Source organism: Burkholderia catarinensis (genome assembly GCF_001883705.2).
Lineage (GTDB): Bacteria > Pseudomonadota > Gammaproteobacteria > Burkholderiales > Burkholderiaceae > Burkholderia > Burkholderia catarinensis.
The window spans coordinates 253,443-274,240 of record NZ_MDEQ02000009.1; the positions used below are offsets into that span (position 1 = coordinate 253,443).

22 protein-coding genes are annotated in these 20,798 nt (G+C 63.9%); 14 read left to right on the forward strand and 8 right to left on the reverse strand.

The genetic code is table 11. The features are described from left to right. The first annotated feature begins 89 nt into the window (after positions 1-89). The 3 genes from BFF94_RS17135 (at position 90) to BFF94_RS17145 (ending at position 1,496) form a co-directional block, all read left to right on the forward strand. Positions 90-425 (forward strand): RebB family R body protein, encoded by a 336-nt coding sequence (locus tag BFF94_RS17135; protein WP_128847971.1) that lies wholly within the window; start codon positions 90-92, stop codon positions 423-425. Positions 426-614: 189 nt separating this feature from the next. Beyond that, the gene (locus BFF94_RS17140) at positions 615-983 is read left to right on the forward strand and encodes a RebB family R body protein (protein WP_128847973.1); all 369 of its coding nucleotides are present in this window, start codon (positions 615-617) and stop codon (positions 981-983) included. A 189-nt stretch (positions 984-1,172) separates the two neighbouring features. Next, positions 1,173-1,496: a RebB family R body protein gene (locus tag BFF94_RS17145; protein WP_128846314.1), complete on the forward strand. Its 324-nt coding sequence runs from the start codon at positions 1,173-1,175 to the stop codon at positions 1,494-1,496. Positions 1,497-1,577: 81 nt separating this feature from the next. On the opposite strand, the gene BFF94_RS17150 is transcribed toward BFF94_RS17145, so the two are convergent. Both BFF94_RS17150 and BFF94_RS17155 read right to left on the reverse strand, forming a co-directional pair. After that, positions 1,578-2,252: a Crp/Fnr family transcriptional regulator gene (locus BFF94_RS17150; protein WP_128846316.1), complete on the reverse strand. Its 675-nt coding sequence runs from the start codon at positions 2,250-2,252 to the stop codon at positions 1,578-1,580. Continuing rightward, positions 2,236-2,463, reverse strand: coding sequence for a hypothetical protein (locus BFF94_RS17155; protein WP_219139579.1), 228 nt, complete (start codon positions 2,461-2,463; stop codon positions 2,236-2,238). The genes BFF94_RS17150 and BFF94_RS17155 overlap by 17 nt, the downstream gene beginning before the upstream one ends. A 196-nt stretch (positions 2,464-2,659) precedes the next feature. On the opposite strand from BFF94_RS17155, the gene BFF94_RS17160 reads away from it, so the two are divergent. From BFF94_RS17160 to BFF94_RS17170, 3 genes are all read left to right on the forward strand, one after another. After that, positions 2,660-3,217, forward strand: coding sequence for an RNA polymerase sigma factor (locus BFF94_RS17160; protein ID WP_128846319.1), 558 nt, complete (start codon positions 2,660-2,662; stop codon positions 3,215-3,217). Between the two features lie 114 nt (positions 3,218-3,331). Next, positions 3,332-3,625, forward strand: coding sequence for a RebB family R body protein (locus BFF94_RS17165; RefSeq protein ID WP_128846322.1), 294 nt, complete (start codon positions 3,332-3,334; stop codon positions 3,623-3,625). Between the two features lie 35 nt (positions 3,626-3,660). Next, complete coding sequence (locus tag BFF94_RS17170; RefSeq protein WP_246637353.1) at positions 3,661-4,266, forward strand: hypothetical protein; 606 nt, start codon at positions 3,661-3,663, stop codon at positions 4,264-4,266. A 500-nt stretch (positions 4,267-4,766) separates the two neighbouring features. Here the strand turns inward: BFF94_RS17170 and BFF94_RS17175 are convergent, their stop codons facing one another. Beyond that, complete coding sequence (locus BFF94_RS17175; protein WP_128846328.1) at positions 4,767-5,687, reverse strand: AraC family transcriptional regulator; 921 nt, start codon at positions 5,685-5,687, stop codon at positions 4,767-4,769. 139 nt (positions 5,688-5,826) lie between these two features. Here BFF94_RS17175 and BFF94_RS17180 point away from each other — a divergent pair, with 139 nt between their 5' ends. Further along, complete coding sequence (locus tag BFF94_RS17180) at positions 5,827-6,792, forward strand: SDR family NAD(P)-dependent oxidoreductase (protein ID WP_128846330.1); 966 nt, start codon at positions 5,827-5,829, stop codon at positions 6,790-6,792. Between the two features lie 72 nt (positions 6,793-6,864). Here the strand turns inward: BFF94_RS17180 and BFF94_RS17185 are convergent, their stop codons facing one another. Both BFF94_RS17185 and BFF94_RS17190 read right to left on the reverse strand, forming a co-directional pair. Beyond that, positions 6,865-8,169 carry a HipA domain-containing protein gene (locus BFF94_RS17185; protein ID WP_128846333.1) on the reverse strand — a complete coding sequence of 435 codons (1,305 nt, stop codon included), beginning with the start codon at positions 8,167-8,169 and terminating at the stop codon, positions 6,865-6,867. Continuing rightward, on the reverse strand, positions 8,159-8,443 hold the full coding sequence (locus BFF94_RS17190; protein ID WP_128846336.1) for a helix-turn-helix domain-containing protein: 285 nt from the start codon (positions 8,441-8,443) through the stop codon (positions 8,159-8,161). The genes BFF94_RS17185 and BFF94_RS17190 overlap by 11 nt, the downstream gene beginning before the upstream one ends. A gap of 328 nt (positions 8,444-8,771) precedes the next feature. On the opposite strand from BFF94_RS17190, the gene BFF94_RS37935 reads away from it, so the two are divergent. Continuing rightward, a complete protein-coding gene (locus BFF94_RS37935; protein ID WP_372454217.1) occupies positions 8,772-8,948 on the forward strand; it encodes a GDCCVxC domain-containing (seleno)protein in 177 nt (58 codons plus the stop codon). Positions 8,949-9,074: 126 nt separating this feature from the next. After that, entirely contained in the window at positions 9,075-10,292 is a 1,218-nt protein-coding gene (locus tag BFF94_RS17195; protein WP_128846339.1) for an acyl-CoA dehydrogenase family protein, read from the forward strand. An 89-nt stretch (positions 10,293-10,381) separates the two neighbouring features. On the opposite strand, the gene BFF94_RS17200 is transcribed toward BFF94_RS17195, so the two are convergent. Next, complete coding sequence (locus BFF94_RS17200) at positions 10,382-11,569, reverse strand: LLM class flavin-dependent oxidoreductase (protein WP_219139581.1); 1,188 nt, start codon at positions 11,567-11,569, stop codon at positions 10,382-10,384. A gap of 262 nt (positions 11,570-11,831) precedes the next feature. Continuing rightward, positions 11,832-13,016 carry a porin gene (locus BFF94_RS17205; protein WP_128846342.1) on the reverse strand — a complete coding sequence of 395 codons (1,185 nt, stop codon included), beginning with the start codon at positions 13,014-13,016 and terminating at the stop codon, positions 11,832-11,834. A 486-nt stretch (positions 13,017-13,502) separates the two neighbouring features. Between BFF94_RS17205 and BFF94_RS17210 the strand changes: the two genes are divergently transcribed. Together BFF94_RS17210 and BFF94_RS17215 are read left to right on the forward strand one after the other, a co-directional pair. Next, positions 13,503-13,847, forward strand: coding sequence for a DUF3088 domain-containing protein (locus BFF94_RS17210; protein ID WP_128846348.1), 345 nt, complete (start codon positions 13,503-13,505; stop codon positions 13,845-13,847). Between the two features lie 41 nt (positions 13,848-13,888). Further along, positions 13,889-14,887 carry an ABC transporter substrate-binding protein gene (locus BFF94_RS17215; RefSeq protein WP_128846351.1) on the forward strand — a complete coding sequence of 333 codons (999 nt, stop codon included), beginning with the start codon at positions 13,889-13,891 and terminating at the stop codon, positions 14,885-14,887. A gap of 72 nt (positions 14,888-14,959) precedes the next feature. On the opposite strand, the gene BFF94_RS17220 is transcribed toward BFF94_RS17215, so the two are convergent. Next, a complete protein-coding gene (locus BFF94_RS17220; RefSeq protein WP_246637354.1) occupies positions 14,960-15,379 on the reverse strand; it encodes a hypothetical protein in 420 nt (139 codons plus the stop codon). A 369-nt stretch (positions 15,380-15,748) separates the two neighbouring features. On the opposite strand from BFF94_RS17220, the gene BFF94_RS17225 reads away from it, so the two are divergent. From BFF94_RS17225 to BFF94_RS17235, 3 genes are all read left to right on the forward strand, one after another. Beyond that, a complete protein-coding gene (locus tag BFF94_RS17225) occupies positions 15,749-16,882 on the forward strand; it encodes a glycosyltransferase family 9 protein (protein ID WP_128846353.1) in 1,134 nt (377 codons plus the stop codon). A gap of 359 nt (positions 16,883-17,241) precedes the next feature. Further along, positions 17,242-18,831, forward strand: coding sequence for a tetratricopeptide repeat-containing glycosyltransferase family protein (locus BFF94_RS17230; protein WP_128846356.1), 1,590 nt, complete (start codon positions 17,242-17,244; stop codon positions 18,829-18,831). Positions 18,832-19,400: 569 nt separating this feature from the next. After that, positions 19,401-20,795 (forward strand): hypothetical protein, encoded by a 1,395-nt coding sequence (locus BFF94_RS17235; protein ID WP_128846360.1) that lies wholly within the window; start codon positions 19,401-19,403, stop codon positions 20,793-20,795. Positions 20,796-20,798: the final 3 nt, after the last annotated feature.

Consider the following 20,798-nt stretch of genomic DNA (forward strand, 5'->3'; position numbering starts at 1 on the left):
GGGTCATGCGGCCGAAGTCAAGCGGCTGAACGCGAAACCTGCCGGCCCCGATGTGCGACCTCTCAACTACGTGAATCAAGGAGCAAAAAATGAGTGGAACGTGTCAAGTGTGCCAGGTCAATCCCGCGATTACCGATGCGGTCACGCAGGTCAACGTCAAGGTGGTCGCCGAAGCGCCGGCAATGGCGATGGGCTCGCTGTACCAGGCTCAGAGCCATTCGCTCAGCATCCTGTTCGAGAACGCGGTGCAGCAGCAATCGCAGGCCGCGATCCAGTCGCAGACGTCGACGAACGTGGGGACGATGCAGCTCTACACGATCGGGCCGGAAAGCGCGGGTGCGGCCGCCACGGAAATCGGCGCGAACGGGATCATCTCCTTGCTGGCCGACGTGATCGCGATCGGAAAGGCGGTGAAGGGCACCTAAGGCGCCATCGCAATGCCGTGATTGGCGGCGGAGCAAGCGGCACGAGCCGCCCATGCCGCCGCCGTACCGCGGATCCGCAGCACGGCCGCCGGCGCCTGAACAGCGGTGCCGCGCGGTGTTCCGGAGTAACCGACAGAACGGGCAGAGCCGATTCGATGCGGCGCCCGTTCGCAATCCAGGAGAAATACGATGGCAAATGACGCAAATACGGACGTCAAGGACCCGAACGACGCCTGCAACTGCAAGACGTGCGCGGTCAACGCCGCGATCACCGACGCGGTCACGCAGACCAACGTCAAGGTGGTGGGCGAAGCGCCCGCGATGGCGACGGGCTCGCTGTACCAGGCCCAGAGCCATTCGCTCAGCGTGCTGTTCGAGAACGCCGTGCAGCAGCAGTCGCAGTCCGCGGTGCAGCTGCCGACCTCGACGAACGTGGGCACGATGCAGCTCTATACGCTCGGGCCGGCGAGCGCCGGCGCCGCCGCGACGGAAATCGGCTCGAACGGCGTGCTTTCCGTACTGGCTGACGTGCTCGCGCTCGGCAAGGCGCTCGCCTGACGCGTAACCCGGCGTCGACGCCGGGCGGCGGCCCCGGCCCCGGTGGCTGCCGCCCGGCGCTCGACCTCGTGTCGACGCCCGCGACGGCGAGCGCCCGCGCCGCATCGACGGCGCTGCGCGTCGCCGACCGATCCACTCATGCTTTCGCCGTGACTGCGCCGCAGCGGCGAGCAAACCAGGAGTAACGACATGCCGGAACAGGTCTCCGCCGCGATTACCGATGCAGTCACGCAAGCCAACGTCAAGGTGGTGGGCGAAGCCCCCGCCGTGGCCCTGGGCACGCTCATGCAGTCGAACAGCCATGCGTCCGCGATCCTGCTTCACAACGCGGTGCAGATGCAGGCGAACCAGGCGGCGTCCAACCTCGCCGCCACGACTGTCGGCATCATGCAGCTCTATGCCGGCTCGCCGGTGGCGGCGGCCGCCGCGGCGCGGTCGGCGAACGACAACTTTGTGTCGCAGCTGGGCGCTGTCGCGCAGTTGTTGAACGCCATCGGCCACTGGCGCGGCTGACCCTCACAGCGCGCCGCGCAACCCGGCGCGCGCAACCGCCCCGCGCCGCGGCGCTGCACGACGCACGTGCGTGCCGAGGCGTCAATTGGCGTCGGCGATGTACCGGAGCTGCTCCGGTTTCTCGATCGTCACGCCGTGCCCGTGAAGCCGGATCAGGCCGTCGCGCTGCATCTTCTGCAGGCTGCTGTTCAGGCGCGGCCGGCTGACGTTGAGCATCGCGGCCAGGATGCTCTGGCTCTCCGGCAGCGGCACCTCGAGATCGTTCCCTTGCATGCGGTTCAGTATATGGCGCGCGAGCCTCGCTTCGAGCCGGTACAGGCACGCCGACTCGACGAAGTCGCTCAGCTGGTGGATGTGCCGGCACAGCTGCTCGTAGATGCGCTCCATGAAATCCGCGTTGGCCCGCAGCGGCGCGAAGTACTGGCGATGCAGCAGCGAAACGCGGCAGTCGGGGCTCAACTGGGCGGTGAAGCTGCGCCGGTGTGCGCGAAGCAGCGTGCTTTCGCCGATGAGTTCGCCCGGCATCGAGTGGCCGAGAATGATTTCGCGTCCGCCGGGTTCGTGCAACGTCTTGTAGACGCGGCCGCGGTGCACGAAGGCGACGAAATCTCCCGGATCGCCCTTGAAGAACAACAGGCGGTTGCCGTGTTCGGGCCAGGGCGTGACATGCCGCTCGATGTGAGCGAGCAGGCTTTCCGGGAGATCGGTCAGTATCGGTACATTGCGCAGCGTTTGAACGTCAGCAAGGGCAGGCATGTTTTCCGTGCAAGGTTGTTTGACGATGCGGCCACCTAGCGGAAAACGCTGCCTCTGGCACTGCGTGAAAAAAGAATAATGAAATGAGCGAAATAATCGGCAAGCAATCCGGATGTGACGTCACTTCGGCGGCAAGGACGCTTGGTCGATCGACATGGATAGCAGCGTGCCGGCGCGGGAAAGCATCGCGGCGGCAGTCGTTCTTTTTCATCGCAATGTCGTTATTCACGCCCGGCGGCGCGCCTGGCGCGACGGATCGGGCTACGCCGGGGGGATTAAAAATTTCCGTTCATAATAATCAATAAAATTTACAAAAACGATTATCTTGATAATGGTGTTACGCGGGTAACAGCGCCATTCGCGGCATTAAATCGATTCTGTGTTTTCCAAAAAAAGGAAGGCACGGGATGACAACCTCGAACCAGCACGCTGCCCCTACGCCTGTGTCATCGGCGCAGCAGCTCGATCGCACGTGGCGGGAAATGCAAGGGAAATTGCGGCGGCGCGCGCGCCTGTTGTGCAAGGGCGATATTCACCGTGCCGACGAACTGCTCTCCGATACCGCGCTCAAGGTCCACATTTACCTGCAGCGCTCGCCCGAGCGCGTACGGAACCTGGCCGGCTTTCTCTTTCTGGCGCTGAATCACGCGTTCCTCTCCGGCGCGCGCCACCGACAGCGCGAAAACGGCGTGCTCGAATTCGACCCGGGCTGGGACGACGATCACACCGTCGAGCTGGCGGGCTATGCGCCGTCGATGGAGCAGCAACTGCTGCTCCGGCAACAACTGCTGCGTATCGAGCAGGCGCTGTCCGCGCTCCCGCAGCAGCAGCAGATGCTGTTCACGCTGAAGTTCGAGGAGGACCAGCCCTATCCGCTCATCGCGGCGATGCTCGGGATCAACGAGCCGCTTGCCAGAAAGCGCGTCGAGCTGCTGCGCAAGAAGTTGCGCGAGGAACTCGCCTGAGTGCGTTCACGAACGCGGGCAAGCAGCGTCCCTAACGGCATACGCGGCGTCGATGGCCTGCCGGCCCGCCCGTTCCTTCAATCGCACGCCGGAGCCGAGATCAGAGGAGGCCTCGTGGCAGACAAAGTCAATGAGCAGGTGACCGACGCGCTGACGCAAACCAATGTCAACGTCGTCGCGGGATCCCCGGCCCAGGCGCTGGGCATGCTTTACCAGATGTTCAGCCAGGCCGTCGGCATCTCGGCGCAGAACATGACGCAGCAGCAGGCGGCGCTGAACCAGATTTCGAACGCCGTCGTGTCGAAGGCGGTGGCGATGATCCTGTCCGTCGAAGCGTCGCCGAAGGCCGCATCGGGCGGCGCGGCGCCTGCCGCGACGGGCGGGCCGCAGACGGGCTCCACGCATTAGGACATGATGACTCTCGGGATACCTGAACGATGAACATGAAAGGCCTTTTGGGCGGGCGCGACGATGGCGCGCCGCCGACCTCCCGCGATGTCGCGGACGCCGCAGCCGAAGCAACGACGCCGGCCGATGTCGCGCCGCCCGCCGCGGTGTCGAAAGCCGGCGCGCGCGCGTGGCCGGTCAACCGGCTGCGCAGGCTCACCGACGCGCTGAAGGCGCCGGACCAGATCGCGGGTGGGGCCGGGCCCGGCGGCCCGGCGCTGCAGACCGTGCAGGCGATCAACGCGGAGACGGCGTCCTACGCGACGACGCAGATCGCCGTCGGCCCGAACATGATGATCACGCAGGCGGGCGGCCTGGTCGCGCAGGCGGCGGCCAACTACTTCGAGGCGTCGACGTCGCTGGCGATCGCGGGCAAGAGCGTGCTGATGAAGGATCTGGCGCAGAAGACCATCGACGAGAATGTGCCCGGGATGGCGATGGACGCGATGGGCCTGCTGTTGACGGACCTGTTCGTCGCGACCGCGGCGATCGTCGCGGGTGCCGCGGAAGCGATCGAAGGGGAGGCCGCGAGTATCGCGCTCGACAAGATCGACGAGAGCCTGCAGAAGTACCAGGCGCTGCTGGACAAGAAGGGCGCGTAGTGCGCGCCGGTAGCGCCGCGGCGCATCGCCGATTCACGTCCGGTGGCGGTGGACGTCCTTGGGGAAGCAAGACGAAGGCGGGCAACGTGCCGATTTCCAGCCTGCCGAATCCCGGGCATGAGGGCCGGAGAAATAATGAGTACACCGACAGGTTAAGTCGTCCATACCGTGTGCTTCGGCGGGACCGCCTGCACGTGGGATGAGGGAGAAGCGACCCGCACCGGCAGCGACACGCGGATCCATTGTCGAGTCGATGACGAACGTCCGGGCAATCATGCCTGTGAACGCAGGTCGATTGACTTCCGCGGACGTGTCGCACCTCGACGCAGACCAACCGCGTTGCAGCGCCGGGCCGCGTGACGTGCATCAACCCATGTCGCATCGAGGCTCGCAATAATTCCCGCTTACCTGATGCGTGTGATGCGATCGAATTCGGTCGGTGGAAGGGCTGCATCGGTCATGCCGCCGAAGCCGGTTCCGTGCTTCAACAGAAGCGCCGACTAGCTGCCCGATGCGTTGATCATGTCATGGCGATAGGTGCGCGGCGAGCAGCCCACGATGCGCTTGAACGCATGTCCGAACGCGCTGTCCGAATCGTAGCCGAGCATCTGCGCGATTGCCGATATCGATGCGTTCGAGCGTCGCAGCGCTCGCATCGCAAGCTGCATCCGCCAGCGCAGCACGTATTCGAGCGGTCCGAATCCCAGCCGTCGCTTGAAATGCAGTGCGAACGTCGAACGCGATACATGGCAGCAGGTCGCGAGTTCGTCGACGCTCCAGCGTCGCGCAGGGGCCGCGTGAATGGCGGTCAGCGCCGCGCTCACCCTCGAATCCGCGAACCCGGCAAGCCATCCGGCATCGCCGTTCGCGCCGCTATCCATGTAGCGCCGCAGGATCTGCACCAGCATCATGTGCCCGAGATGCCGAACCATCAGCGATCCACCCGGCGACGACGCGCCGAATTCATGCGCGAGTTGCTGCAGTGCCCAGCGCAGTACCGCCGCCTGCTCGGAGTCGCCGCTCACGATGACCACGGGCGGCAGGCTGCCGAGCAGCAGCGGCATGCCTTCCTCGTAGGCGAAACGGCCGCCGATCAGAAAGCAATCGGCCGGTTCGCCATAGTGCGCGATACCGCGTTCGACATGCCGATATACGTCGGTGGCAGGCACCGGCGCGACCGACGGATCGCTCGCCAGCGAAAATGCCCGCGGCGCGGCAAGCAGGAAGCAGTCTCCGGTGCGCAGCCGGATGGGCGGCCCCGCGCCGTCGACGGTCAGCCAGCAGCTTCCTTCGACCACCGCGTTGAACTTGATCCCTTCGGGCGGGGGAATGGCGACCGCCCACTCGCCGCCGGCTCGCAGACCGGTGAAATACGAGTCGCGCGTTTCCAGCAGCGACAGCACTTCCGATAGTGGATCCATGTGCGATTCCCGGACGATCTCGACGAAAAGCCGGATTCTATTGCATTCACAGTCCGGCTGCGCCACCGCAGAATGGCCTCGTGCAGTGACGCGGCCGACAGGCGGGCGCGGGCTGCACGCATCGTTCCAGGAGCCTTCAATGACGAGCAGGCAACACCCCCTTCATTCCGGATTCGGCGCCGCGTCGACGGCAAGCGACGTACTGGCCGATCTCGACCTCCGCGGCAAAACCGCCATCGTCACGGGCGGCCATTCCGGTCTCGGCCTCGAAACGACGCGCGCGCTGGCGCAGGCCGGCGCGACCGTCGTCGTCGGCGCACGGAGCACCGATGCCGCGCGCGAAGCGACGCGCGGTATGGCCGGCGTGGAGATTGCGGCACTCGATCTCGCCGATCTCTCGAGCGTGGCCGCATTCGCGGCGCGGTTCGTCGATGCACGGCGCGACGTGCATATCGTCATCAACAGCGCGGGCATCATGGCCTGCCCGGAGACGCGCGTCGGCGATGGCCGGGAAGCGCAGATGGCCGTCAATCATCTCGGCCATTACGCGCTCGTCAACCGGCTGTGGCCGGTGCTCGTGCACGGCGACGGCGCCCGCGTGGTCGCGGTGTCGTCGCTCGGGCACCGGCTGTCGCCGATCCGCTGGGATGACGTCCAGTTCACGCATGGCTACGACAAATGGCTGGCGTACGCCCAGTCGAAGACCGCCAACGCATTGTTCGCGGTGCAGCTCGACGCGCTTGGCGCCCCGTTCGGCGTCCGCGCCTATTCGCTGCATCCGGGCAAGATCGCGACGCCGCTGCAGCGTCATCTGACACGCGAAGAGATGATGGCGCAGGGCTGGGTGGACGAGCACGGCGAGCCTGTCGATCCGACGTTCAAGACGCCTGCGCAGGGTGCGGCAACCCAGGTATGGGCGGCAACGTCGCCGCGCCTCGCCGGGATCGGCGCGGTCTATTGCGAGGATTGCGACGTCGCGGTTGTCACGCGGGGAAACGAGGAATCGGGCGTGCGGGCGCATGCGATCGATCCGGAGGAGGCGGCGCGTCTGTGGGCGTGGTCCGCGGAGCTGACCGGCGTCGATGCCTTTGCGGCGCGCCGCTGACGCCCGGGCGCTCCCCGGGAAAGGCACGGGCACCGGTGAGGGCCGGCCGGCACGATATCCGCGCGTGGCCGCTTACCCGCGCGCCTTTCGAAGCGCGCGGCTCATCTCCGCGATCGGCATCGCGGCAATCGAGTTCAGCAGGCGGATTTCCCCGGCGTCGGGGCGGGCGATTTCGCGCACTTCATCGAGCGTTTGCGCGACGCCGCGATCGAGCGGTTCGAGAAAGCGCTGAAGCTCGTTTTCGGCTGCCTTCTCCTTGAGCCCGAGCGCATTGCCGAACGCGATCAGCGCGCCTGCGTCGATGTCGGCGAATCGCGTCGCCGCGCCGAGCGGCATCGTCAGTTCGCAGTGCGGCCAATGATCGCCGCGATGGTCGGGCCGGTGCGTGGGCGTGTGATAGACGACCGTGCTGACGATGTCGTAGAACGGCGCAAGCCGGTAGCCGCGCGCGTCGACGAAGAACGACAGGTTCTTCAGGTGTGCGTCGGCGTTGCCCACCACCACGTTGAAAATCGTCCAGCGGAATACCGACAGGCGCGCCAGCGCGCGCGTGCTGGTCTGCCCGATCGCGCGGCCGAGTTCCTCCGCGTTCGCGCGCTGGTACTTGAAGCCGCGATCGTAGTTGAGCAGCTGCATCGCATCGATCGTATGCAGGCGCCCGGCCGGCTCCGCCGCGGTATCGCGGTCGAAACGGTCGATCACGTAGCACGCGGACGGCACACGCAGAAAATGCACGTCGGGGACGTCGAGGCCCATCCGCTTCGCGAGCTTCATGCAGAAGAACTCGTTGATCGCCGAATGCGGGTAGCCGGCGGCGCGCATGTCCGGCTTCAGCAGATGCATCGACGGTTCGCTGCCGACCGGCTCGAACAGCGCGTAGTCGGGTGCGTTGCCGCGCAGGATCAGCAGCAGTTTCTGCTGCGCGCCGGCCGCCGACATGCGCTTGGGCGCGGTGGCCGTCAGCGCGCGCTCGGGCATCGCCCGGATGCGGCGCTCGAGTTCGTCGAGCGGGAGCGGCTGCATGCTGCCGGCCGCTTCCCGTTCGCCTTCGGCCAGCAGCGTGAGCGCGCCGGCCGATTCGCGCCCGAAGTACGCCAGCAGGCCCCACGCATCGGCTGCATCGACCTTCGCCTCGCGTGCGAGCGACGTGCGCATGCCTTCTTCGGGCAGCAGGTTGTCGAAGAACCACTGGACCGGGCGATCGGTCGAGCTGTCGGTGAAGGTGTCGGGCCGCAGCGCGAAAGCGGGCGACAGCGGGTACGCGCCTGGCGACGCGAGCCACTGCGCGTCGTACGTGAACGACCAGATGCCTCGGTCGTCGGTCAGCCGGCCCATGCGCATTCCGTTCGCGGACGCGATCAGCGTTCTAGTCGCCATGGCGGCTCCTGCGGCGTTGCGCGGCCTTGAGCACGTTTTCCGCCGAAATCTCGATCGACGATTGCGCGAGCAGGCTGACGCCCAGCTCGCCGAGCAGCAGCAGCACCTTGCCGATTTGCGCGGTCGGCTTCCCGGCTTCCACCTGGCTGATGAACTTCGGCGAGAGCCCTGTGGCGTGCGCGAGTTCGTCCCGCGTGAACCCCTGCTGGAGCCGCGCTGCGCGGATGAGGTTGGCGAGTGCGCCGATCGTGTTGACGGGCAGGGTCTCCGACATGAGGTTCTCCGTGCTTCGTATCTGAGCGGGAACAGTATTGCATAACTCGCGGGCGCGAGCATCTGTTCGTATCCGTACGGGAACGTCAATGCCGTGGGAATGACTGGAAGGCCATTTCGTTTCCGGTCGGGAACGAAATGCCGTGAATCCACGGTCGAGGCCGCTTTCGTACCCGAGTGAATACGGGATCGATCGACCCATCGCTTTGCATCGATCCTGCGGACGGCTTGCTACCCGTCGACGATGCACCAGTGAGGCCGAGTTGAACGAGATCGTGTTCGAATCCGTGCCGACTTGCCCGTCCTGCGGGTTTGCCTAGCGGGAAACCATGCCTGCGGATGCCTGCCGGTTCTTTTACGAGTGCCGCGGTTGTCATGCCCGATTGCGCCCGCGGCCCGGGGACTGCTGCGTGTTCTGTTCGTTCGGATCGGTCCGGTGCATTGGGGCATCCCGCACTGACGCGACCGTGCGCGATCATTCCCGGCGCACGCATAACCAAAGCTGAAATCGGTTTTTCACGCGCGCCGGGCGCGTCCCTATACTTTGCGGTGCCATCCGTGCGCCGTGTCGCGAGTGCATCGATCGTGCCACGCAGCAGCGCTCCCGATCTTCCAGAACAAGGACTTGCCGAATGACTGCCCGTGATGCCGTCGATCCGCGCGACGCGTTGCGCGACGCGCTTGCCGCGCTACCCGATCTCGCGAACGCGATCGGGCAGGATGCCGCGCAACGCGAGGCGCGTCGCGAACTGCCGTTCGAGGGTTTCGCGGCCTTCCGGCGTTCGGCGCTGGGCGTGCTGCGGATTCCGGTGGCGCGCGGCGGCCTCGGCGGCACGCTGGTCGATCTGTTCGACACGATCGCGACGCTGGCCGCCGCCGATTCGAATCTCGCGCACGCGCTGCGCATCCACTACGACCAGACCGAGACGCTGCGGCTGTCGTCGCGTACGCCGTTCAACGACGTGCAGCTCGAACGTGCGCTGGCCGGCGCGATCTTCGGCGGCGCGTCGACCGAGCGCGGCACGTCGCGGCCGGGCGAAAACACGACCGTGCTGCGCCGGGACGGCGATCACCATCGCGTGACGGGCCGCAAATACTATTCGACGGGTACCGCATTTTCCGATTTCGCGCGCATCAACGTGGAGGACGAGCAGGGCGACGCGCTTGCCGTGATCATTCCCGTCGCGCGCGACGGCGTGCAGGTGCTCGACGACTGGGACGGCATGGGCCAGCGCATGACCGCGAGCGGCAGCCTGCTGCTGAACGACGTGCAGGTGTTCGCGGACGAAGTGGCCGCGCGCGACGGCTCGACGCTCGTCGGCCGCCATTGCGGCGCGCTGCGGCAGCTTCATCTCGTTGCGACCGGCGCGGGGATCGTGCGCAACGTGGTTGCCGATGCGCGCCGCTACGTGCTCGCGCACGGCCGCCCGGCACTGCACAGCCCGGCGCCGACCGCGCGCGACGATCATTTCATCCAGCAGATCGTCGGCGAGCTGTCCGCGCACAGTCATGCGATCGACGGGCTCGTGCGCGAAAACGCGCGGGCGCTCGACCGCTCCGCCGACGCGATCGCGGCCGGCCACGCCGATGCACACGCGCTCGTGCTGGACAGCGCACTCGCCACCGCGCGTACGCAACTCATCGTCAGCAAGCTTGCGCTGCATGCGGCCGAGCGGCTGTTCGAAGTGGGCGGCGCGTCGGCGACGGCGCGCGAACACAACCTCGACCGGCACTGGCGCAACCTGCGCACGATCTTCAGCCACAACCCGCTGCTGCACAAGGCACGCGTGATAGGCGACTACGAGCTGAACGGCGTGACCACGCACCTCACCGAAGGCCGCGTGTTCTGACGACGGCAGCCGGCGGCTGCGGCGTGATGGCGCAGCCGCGGACCGTTTCGCCGCGATGCCGTGGCGCGTCAGGCTTCTGCCGCCGGACGTCAGTGCCGCAGGCCGGCTTCGCGCAGCAGCGGCAGCACGCGCTCGCCGAAGAAGTCGAGGTCAGGTTTGAAATCGTAGAAGCTCAACTGGATGCCGTCGATGCCTGCGCGGTGCAGTCGCACGATGGTGTTGGCGACTTCGTCGGGCGAACCCGTGATCGAGATATTGCCGCCGATCGCGCGCGCCGCCGCCTGCGAACGCTGCTCGAAGCCGCCGCGCCACGCATGCGCGTCGCTGTCGAAGCGGTGGAAGCTGCCTTCGTCGGCATGCGCGACGATCGCATCGCGGTATGCGCGAGCTTCGGCTGCCGTCTCGCGGCAGATCACGAGCGGATTGAGCAGCGTGCGGATCGTCCGGCCGCGCGCCGCGGCGGCGGCCTTCACGCGTGCGGTATGCGCGGGCAGCGCGCCGAGCGCGAGATCGACATCGGGGCCGGCCGGGCTCGTGACGAACACGATGTCCGAATAACGTGCCGCGAAATCGATGCCCGCGTCGGAGCCGGTCGCATTGACCAGCAGCGGGCGGCCGTAGCGCGGCTTTGGCGTCACGAATGCGCCGCCCAGCCGCCAGCTCGACCGTTCCGGCGTGTAGCTGAAGTTGTCCGGTTGCGCCCACAACTGCTGGACCGCATCGAGGAATTCGGCGGCCATCTCGTAGCGCCGGTCGTGCTCGATCCGGTTCCAGCCGAACATCTCGTGCTCGATCGCGCGATGGCCGGTCACGACGTTGATGCCCCAGCGCCCGCGCGAGATGTGATCGAGCGTCGCGGTGAATTTCGCGAAATGCAGCGGATGCCACGGCCCGTAGAGAACGTGGCTCGTCGCGACGAGGATGATCCGCTCGGTGCGCGCGGTCAGCGCGGCCAGCGTCATGAACGAGTCGAGCGCCTGGCCGTCGAACACGCCGCCGTAGCCGCCTTTCGGCAGCCACTGCGACAGCGCGAACACGAGATCGAAGCCGAGTGCTTCCGCACGCGCGACCAGCTCGGCGTTGTAGTCGAAGGTCCAGTCGGTCGAGCGCGGCAGCGTCGACGCGCTCCATCCGCCGGCCTGGATCGGCAGGAACAGCCCGAGCATCAGCGGTTGCGCGAGGGCGCGCGACACGGGGCTGTCGGGGAAATCCACCGGCGAGCGAACGTCGACGAACGGCGACGGCGCGACCGGGGCTGCGAGGGAGGTGTCGCTCATGACGGGATCCTTGCGGGGTACGCGCGTGCCGGGCGATGACGGCGGGCACGAAGCCTTCGTGGTTCGACATCTGCACACGCGATCGCCCGTCCACCCGCGAGCCGGTATGGCGGACGGGGACGGAAACGGGCGTCGGTCACGGTCGAACGCGTATCGTGCTCAGGGGCTGTGCACAGAAAACGGACATTCTCGGCAACCGGGCGCGGCGCGGCAAACAACGATTCCCGCTTTGCTTATCGCGCCGCGCCCGATGCGCGTGCCGTCAGAACTTCACGCGCAGCCCGCTGACGAACGCGAGCTGCCGGTTCGTCGACGACGCGCTGCCGATGTTCGAGATCGCCGCGATCTTGCGATAGCCGCCCGCCGTTGCCGTGCTCGGATCGCCGGCCGCGAGCTGGTAGATGCCGGACACGTAGAGATCGGTGCGCTTCGACAACGCATAGTCGAAACCGAGCGTGAACTGGTGCCAGCGCGGCTTCAGCGTCTGGCCGCCGGTGCCGGGCAGTCCGCTCGCGCGCCCGTCGGTGAACGTATAGACGCCGATCAGCGTGGCCGCCGGCGTGATCTGGTAGCGCGCGTTGACGTCGTAGTTGTTGAACTTGCGCGACGAGCCGTCGAGATAGTCGAGCTGCGTGTGGCTCCATGCGAAGCCGAGCGTCGCGCGGCCGAGCGCGTAGTTCGCGCCCGCCGCGCCGATCTGCTGCTTGAGCACGCCGCCGTTCAGCCCGTAGAAGAACGCGCCGCTGTAGTCGTTGCCGGTGGTCGAGGTCGCGCCACCCACCGCGCCGCTCGTATTCGACGTCGCATTCGGATGATTGAACCGCACATAGCCGGCGCCCACCGACAGTGGGCCGTTCACGTAGTTCGCCGACGCACCCCACGCGTTGTTGTTCGAGAAACCCGTGCCCGCGCCGCCGTTGGCCTGGTTGCTGAACGCATAGAGCAGATCGGCCGTGAAGCCGGCGATTGTGTCGCTGCGGAATTTCACCGCGTTGTTCAGCCGGAAGCTCTGGTTCATGTTGTCGTTGTCGCCCACGTGCGTGGCCGGCGACCAGAAGCCCGACCCCGAGTATTGCGCGACGAGATCGGTGATCGGCTCGTACTGGCGGCCGAAGGTCAGCGTGCCGATGCCCGACTTCGCGAGGCCCACGTACGCGGAGCGGCCGAACAGGCGGCCGCCCTGGCCGAGCCCGCCGTCGCTCGGCCGGAACCCGCTTTCGAGCGTGAAGACCGCTTGCAAGCCGCCGCCGAGATCCTCCGCGCCTTTCAGGCCCCAGCGGCTGCCGCTCAGCTTGCCGCTCGTCTGCTGGATGTTGCTCGCGCCGCCCTGGTTGTTCGTGTACGCGATACCGGCATCGACGACGCCGTACAACGTGACCGAACTCTGTGCATGCGCGCTGACCGAACCGATCGAAACCAAACCCAGGACTACCGATTTTTTGATCATGACTATCCTCTGTTTTTATGGGTACGTCTGTGAGGATCACGATGCTATTGACGACGGGTGCGCAGACGAACGGTCGATCCGTGGTTTGTAAATCGCTGCGCGGTCGATTTGCAATGTGCGTTGCCGCCAGCCCGGCATGTGCGTCGCGATTGCGTCCGGCGCGCATGCTGTGGCGAACGCATCGCACGGACGGCGAACGTCGATCGCCGCACATGCGCGAGCGCCGTCATATCGATCGATAAAATCGTTCGATGTGCGCAATACATGCGGTTCGGCGCACGATGTTTTTACGCAACGCCCGCTGTGCGACGAGCGGCCGATGCGCTACGCGCGCTCGCATATCGATTCCGTAAAACGTTGGTAGGGCCGTGCGATGCGTGACGGTAGAGTCGGGCATCCGGTCGCGGGCCGGCATGCTCCGGGAACTGGCGGGCGCGCAAGCGCGCGTTCGTCCCGGGTGAACCACGAACACGGGAGCCGTTTGACATGAGTCGTGATGTGCTGTTTCTGCTGGAACCGGGCTTTGCCGATCCGAAGCATCCGGGCGAGCGCTTCGTCTGTCCGCATGGTCTGTCGATCGAAGGGCTGCTGGCGAGCGCGCCCGACCGCGCCGGCCGTATCGACGTGAAGCGCGTCGGCTTCGAGCGGCCGCGGCACGCGGTGATCGACGCGCTCGACGATGCGCACCAGGGGCTGCCGGTCCTCGTGCTCGGTCATGAGCAGCCGGCGCCGGACGACGCGCAGACGCTCGGCGACGTGCGCTTCGTCACCGACGCGCGCCGCATCCTCGAACTGCTGGCCGAGCGCCACGGATTTCCGGTGCTTCATTGACGCGACGGTTTCATTTCCTATCCGATTGACAGGAGCATCCGATGTCGTCTGTTTCGGCGGTACGCCGCCGCCTGCTGCTCGCCGGCGCCGCGATCGCGGCAGCTCCCATGACCGCGAGGGCCGCGATCGCCGCGCCGGCCGTCAACGCCGATCTTGCCGGCACGACGTTGCGCGTCGCGACCTACAAGGGCGGCTGGCGCGCGCTGCTCCAGGCGGCCGGGCTCGGCGACACGCCTTACCGGATCGACTGGCGCGAACTGAACAACGGCGTGCTGCATATCGAGGCGCTCAATGCCGACGCACTCGATATCGGTTCGGGCAGCGAAATTCCGGCGGTGTTCGCCGCGCGCCAGAAAGCCAATGTCCGGCTCATCTCGCGGGTGCGCGAAGACCTGAACAACCAGGTCACGCTCGCGCGCAAGGACACGCCGATCCGCAGCATCGCGGACCTGAGGGGCAAGCGTATCGGCTACGTGCGCGCGACGACGTCGCACTATTTTCTGTATCGCCAGCTTGCGGAGGCCGGCCTGAGCTTCGACGACATCCAGCCGATCAACCTGTCGCCGACCGACGGGTTGTCCGCGTACGATCGCGGCGACATCGATGCGTGGGCGATCTACGGCTACAACGGCCAGCTCGCGCGCAATCGCTACGGCGCGCGGGTGCTGAAGACGGGGAAGGGCTATCTGTCGGGAAATTTTCCGGTCTACGCGAACCCCCGCACGCTCGACGACGCGCGCCGTCGAGCGGCGACGGGCGATCTGCTGCTGCGGTTCCGGCGCGCGTATGCGTGGGCGAACGGGCATTTCCGCGACTATGCGCTCGTGCAGAACCGCGAGACGCGCGTACCGGTTGCCGATCTCGTCGAGCTGTTCGACCAGCGCAGCGAAGACTATGCGCTGCTGCCGGTGACGCCCGATGTGGTGGCGCAGCATCAGCAGGTCGCGGATGTGTTCGCGCGGATCGGCGTGCTGGACGGGCCGGCGAATGTCGCGCCGCTGTGGGATACGTCGTTTAATTCGGTGGTTGCGGCGGGGTGACGCGGTGCGGCGGGAAGACGCCGGTGTGTCGGGATCGATGCGTACCTGATCGGCAGATCCGGCTCGACCGGATCAGGAGAACGTCGTCGCGACCATGATGCCGAATACCACCCCGAGTGCGATCCCGCAGAGCCGGCCGTAAATCGATGCGCGCACATTGTCGTCGAGCACGAAAGGCGAGCGCTTGTGCTTCCATACCGTGCTGAACGCCACCGGGCGGGTCAGCAGCGCAATGCACGCGATCAGCACGGGCGTAGCGACGAGTATCGCGATGCGCTGGCCGTTCCAGTCGATGCCGTGCATGGCCAGCGAAACCAGCGCGGCAAGCGGCACCTCGACGCACAGGCCCAGCAACGAACCGTTGACGAAGGAATCTCCCGGGGACTGGAGCATGATCGGTCCTGGCGTTCGGATGAAATCGGCGCCCGGTCCGGGCTCCCGAAAGAAAAAATCACAGCCGATGCCCGACGGTCGGTCGACCGTGTTCGACATTAGCCGATTAGACGGCCGGATGTTAAGGCAAATTGCCGGCCTGTTGTCGGTCATTCAAGCTATTTAACAAATGTTCCGGAGCGGCGGCTTACCGTGACAACGCTTGGTGGCGAGCGAGGAGTAAGATATGCCACTGAAGTTGACGATCTGGTCGTCTTGCATTGATGCTCCCGTTGTAGGGCTAACGGTTCCCGAAACAGTGTAGAAGCTGAATAAAACAGAATTTAAAGAGGGGATAAATTGATAAGCGACGAAATCGGACTCGACAGTGCATACAACGCCTACCTCCGGGAAAAATCCGCAAGCACTGGACTCGCGCTGTGTCGCGCGCTCAGGCTCTCAGGTCACGCAGAGGAAGCGATCCGAGTAGTGAAAGAGCTCGCGGATCGAGTTAAAGAGCCATTTTTTCGCGCGCAGATCGGTATTGATATGAACTATCTCGGTCTTTTTTCGCAGGCTGAAACTCTATTAACTCAAGCACTCACCGAACTTCACCACGAACCTGACCTCAGAGTCCTGACGGTTGAACTCGCGATTTCACAATACGCGCAAGGTCGTTTTCGTGAAGCCCACGCTCTTAGTCGAAGACTGCGCGATGCATGGGCGCGAGCCGCCATAGTTTCAAATATTTATCAAAGCAATACCATCGAGTATGGGAAAATTGTCAGCAAGTTTCTGCGATTCGACGAATCTGTCGCGGGGAAGCGTGTACTCATCATTCAGGAGGGTGGTCTTGGTGACGTGATTATGTTTTCCCGGTATTTGCACCTCTTGCGGGAGGAAGGTGCGCTGGCTGTCGTATTGCAGGCACCGGACACGTTAGCGCCGATATTTTCATCCTTTGATTGGATCACAATTGTAGAGGACGCCCGCAGTGCAATTGACCAAAGTGATTGCATTATCTGTACCTTTGATCTTTTTGCTCGATATCAGACGACGCCATACTTCCCAGGCTGCAGCGGTTCATACGTGCAGGCGCCAGCTGGACGAGAAATGACGACACGTGTTGCCGATATTTTCAAGAATCGACGCCGTGGGGTTCGTGAGATAGGCCTGATTTGGCGGAGCAATACTGCGGTGCGCCATGAACCATATCGATCAATCTCACTGGAGCAACTTTCGCCATTGTTCAGCGCGCCTGAGAGCCGTTTCCATGCTCTACAGTTCGGCAAGATCACCGAGGATGAGTATGCAGTGCTCAATAAACACGGCATCGGTGTCATTAGTGACGAACTAAGCGATCTCGGTGACACTGCAGTCGTCCTCAATGCGCTGGATTTATTGATTACAGTGGACACCGGACCCGCCCACCTCGCTGGAGCACTCGGACGGCCAGTATGGGTATTGCTGTCGGCTGCATGTGATGAGCGCTGGTACAACAGCCATCGTGATACACCGTGGTACAGGTCCATGCAATTGTATCGACAAACAACATTGGGCGACTGGAGCGGGCCGATATCAGAGATGGCAGATGTGTTGTCCGGCAATGATGCAGTTTGGTAGCCGGTGTCGTGTACATACATCGTCGCCGAGTACTCCGTTCGAATGAATGGTGATTCATTCCCTTTGGTTGGGAATGACGCGAATGCGCTCAAATAGGTATGGGATGCGCAGGGATGTCAGTCCACATACACGCGGCGGCTTTGACCGGCTCGGGAACAGTACGGCTGGCCGAGCGCAATTCAGTTTCGAGAGTTAACGGGTTCCTCGTTGACGAACGGTATGCACGAGGACACGACCGACCTCACCGAACGTGCAAGCGCCATGCGCCGGTTCGTCGACGTTGCCAACCGTTCGTAGTCCAAGAAAAATGGTCGACATATTGGGACTATCTTTTTGCGTGATTTACGACCGGAGCACGAATGTCGTTTGATGAGGATTTCGATAGCGTTGCCGCACAGGCGCGCGAAGCAGAGGCTGCCGGGCAGTTCGACCGGTCGGCTGATCTTTTCCGGATCCTCTTTGAAAAATATCCCAATAGCGATACGGTTTTTCGCCCCTACGTGGATGCACTACTGCGCTTGGGACACGCACGAAAGGCGCTCGAAGCCTGCGATCGCGCCATCGCTGCGATGCCTACATCGACCATTCCATGGCGAGACAAGGCGCTGATCTGTTTCAATCACCTGAACGATCGCACGGCCGCCATCGCCAGTTTGAAAATGGGACTGGAGGCATTTCCGTCCAATGCCGAGTTGCATCTGATGCTGGCCGACGCAAGTTTCCAGGTGCTCGACTTCGATGCCGCGCGCCGGCATGGCGCGAAGGCGGCCGAATTCGGCGATCCGGGGATCGTATTGAGGGCGCGGCATCGATTCCTCGACGATCACGAAGGGGCCGTCCAGATCGGCCGCGCCATCCTGGAACAGTACCCGGCGGATATCGGCACGCTGGTGCAGTGCGGGATCTCGCTCTACCTGCTGGGGCGCCTGGAAGAAAGCTCGGGCTATCTGTACCGGGCCGCCGAACATGATCCCTACAGAGGCGATGTCATTTTTCCGCTGGCGAATCTGCTCTTGTTGCTGGGTGACACGAAAGCAGGCTGGCGTCGCTACGAAATGCTCGCGGATCTTGTGCCGCTCGGCAGCGGCCCCGGCGTATTGACCACCTATCACGATCGTTTGTGGCGCGGGCAGCCTCTTGAGGGCAAGCGCCTTCTGGTGATTAGCCATCTCGGCCTCGGCGATTGCCTGATGTACGCACGCTACGCGCGAAACCTGAAGGCAGCGGGCGCCCATGTCACGCTCTGCGTCAAACCGGAACTGATGCAGCTTCTGCACGACCTCGAGGGTGTCGACGAGCTGTTGAGCGTGTGGCCTGTCGAGACTTGGGGCAATTACGATTACTGGATATTCGAAAACTTGCTGCCCGCGAGGCTGGGGGCGATCGAGGGCGAGGTACCTACCTATCGGGATGGCTATATCAAGCTGAAGGATTCGGGTGTCGCCATGGCACAGGCCGACCGCCGTCGTGCATCCGGTCGGCTGCGAATCGGCCTGTGCTGGGACACGTCGCCGAATTATTTTGCGGGGCGCGCTCGCAGTCTTGCACCTGAAGATCTCCGACCGTTGGCCGAGATCGAAGACGTCGACTGGTTCGTGCTTCAGAAACATCCGCTTGAGCCGGATTTTGCGGCACGCAGCGGACTGTCGATCCTGAATCGATCCGATGAATGGAACGATCTTTACGATACGGCTGTATTTGCGACCTCCCTGGACCTGACCATTTCGATCTGCTCGGCGCCCGTGCACCTGGCCGGCGCGCTGGGCCTTCCGGCGTGGGTCATGCTGGGCGCGCCGGAATGGCGCTGGGGCGCGCGCGGCGACACGGGGCCTTGGTACCCGCATATTCGTATCTTTCGTCAGGCGGCACCCGGTAACTGGCGAAGCGTCACCGAGGCCGTTCGCGACGCTCTGGAATTGCAGCGCGGCGTCCTGCGCAGAGCCGATTAACGGGAAATGCGTTGAATCCGGTACGTATCGCCAGAGCCATCGCAACATCCGGTGGCGCGCCTCGACACATATCAGCCATGCGTCCCAGTCCGACCAGTGGCGCAGCAACGGGATGTCGCGAATGTCCCGCAGCCCGTCGCGAATCTCGTACACGTTGAAGTGCTCGCTTGCGCGCCGACTCAATTCGTCGAATGCGCGTGCGGCTTGCTCCGGGTCGGAAAACAGGAAATCGTGGATTTCGATGATGACGTGGCTGCCGGAGAGCTGTTCCAGCAGCGTGTCGTCAAACAGGTCGAACTAGCATGACACGCTCGGCCGGATCACCGCCGTGCTCCGACAGGAGCGCGGGCACGTTGCGATCGGCCGTGCCGTGTACGGCGACGCGGTCCGCCAGCCCCATCTCCGCGGCACGGTTCGGGAAATCATGGCGATGTGAAACAATGATCATGTTTGGATGAAGTTCAATCGATTACCTTTTGACCATTTTTCCGGATAAGAACCTGGAAATCCTGAGGCACGCCTCGGCTGCCTTGCCGTATGGAGGCGGCCGGAATCGCTAAGAGCCAAACATGAAAGTAGATAGCTACGACAAGCTTCAGTCTGCATTGCTTGGCGGTCACGTTGACGAATGCAGTGCCTTCCTCGCATCGCGCCACGAGGCTGACAAGGGGGGTGCGGAATACTGGTATTGGTTGGCCCAAATGTATTATCGATCGGGGCGCTGGCTTCAAGCGCTGGACATTTGCTTCAAGCTCACGCGGGAGGCCCCCGGATTTGGCACACACTTCCATTGCCAAGCAGACATCTGTGCACATCTGGGCGTTACAGACATTGGTCTTTCGGCGCTCGAGGCGCTGGCGTCCAAGCCCGAGTTCGCGGGAGAATCGTCCTACCATGCACGGTTGAGCGGCTATCACTACTTGGCTGCTGACGATGCTGTGCAGAGCCTGCAGCGCGATGTATCCGTGCCGTTCTCGTATAGCAGGGAGCACTATCGCGCACGCAGCACGATGCGTAGTCAAGGCATTGCCGCTGGCGTTGAAGTATTCGGCCAGACATATTGCAGCCGATCTGCGGTAGCCGAATTATGGCCTGCGCTGGATGTCGAGCAGCACTGGTGTGGCCAGCGGGAATTGCCAAGGCGACTCATCGTCGAGGGGCATTCGAGCGGATACGGCGATTTTATTCAATGGGCCCGATACGCTCAGGCGCTGCAGGCGCTTGGTGTGGAGATGAGTTGGGATGGGCGGCTGAATGGAATCCTGGGTGATTACAAGGTCAACGATCACAGCCATCGGCTTGGGCAGCAACTGGTGACGGCCGGCTTCATTGTCGGACGCAATGATGCGTCTATGCGGACCGATCCCTTTACGCTGTTTGCTTCGTTATATCCAGTGCTCGGGTACGGAACGACGGAACGCTACATTGAATCGCGCACCGATGGCCAGGTTGAGGAAATCGTGAGCGAGATTCGCCTGCGAGCGCGGGGGAAACGATGCGTCGGCATTTTTTGGTCCTCTGGCGAATCGAACAATCTTTATGCACATCGCAGCCTGCGCCATGAATATCTAACCCCGTTATGGGAGGCTTCGGACGATATCCATTGGGTCGTCATGCAACGGGGATACGAGCGGACATGTTGGGTCGACAGCCCGTACTCCAAGGATCAGCAACGTTGTACGCTGCTGCCGATGCAGACGAGCCTTGCACAAACCATCAGCGTTATCGATCACCTGGATGGCTTTGTCGGGAACGACGGGGTACTCAGTCATGCTGCCGGTGCGCTGAACAAATCGGGCTATTTGCTGCTTAACTCGCGATGCGCTGACTGGCGGTATGAACAATGTGTGGATACCACACCGTGGTATTCGTCACTTAGAGTGCTCAGACCCGACACGATGGGAGACTGGGGATCCTTGACGGCAAAGCTGATTTCGGGCGTTAGAGCTTTTCCCTCCTCGTAACCA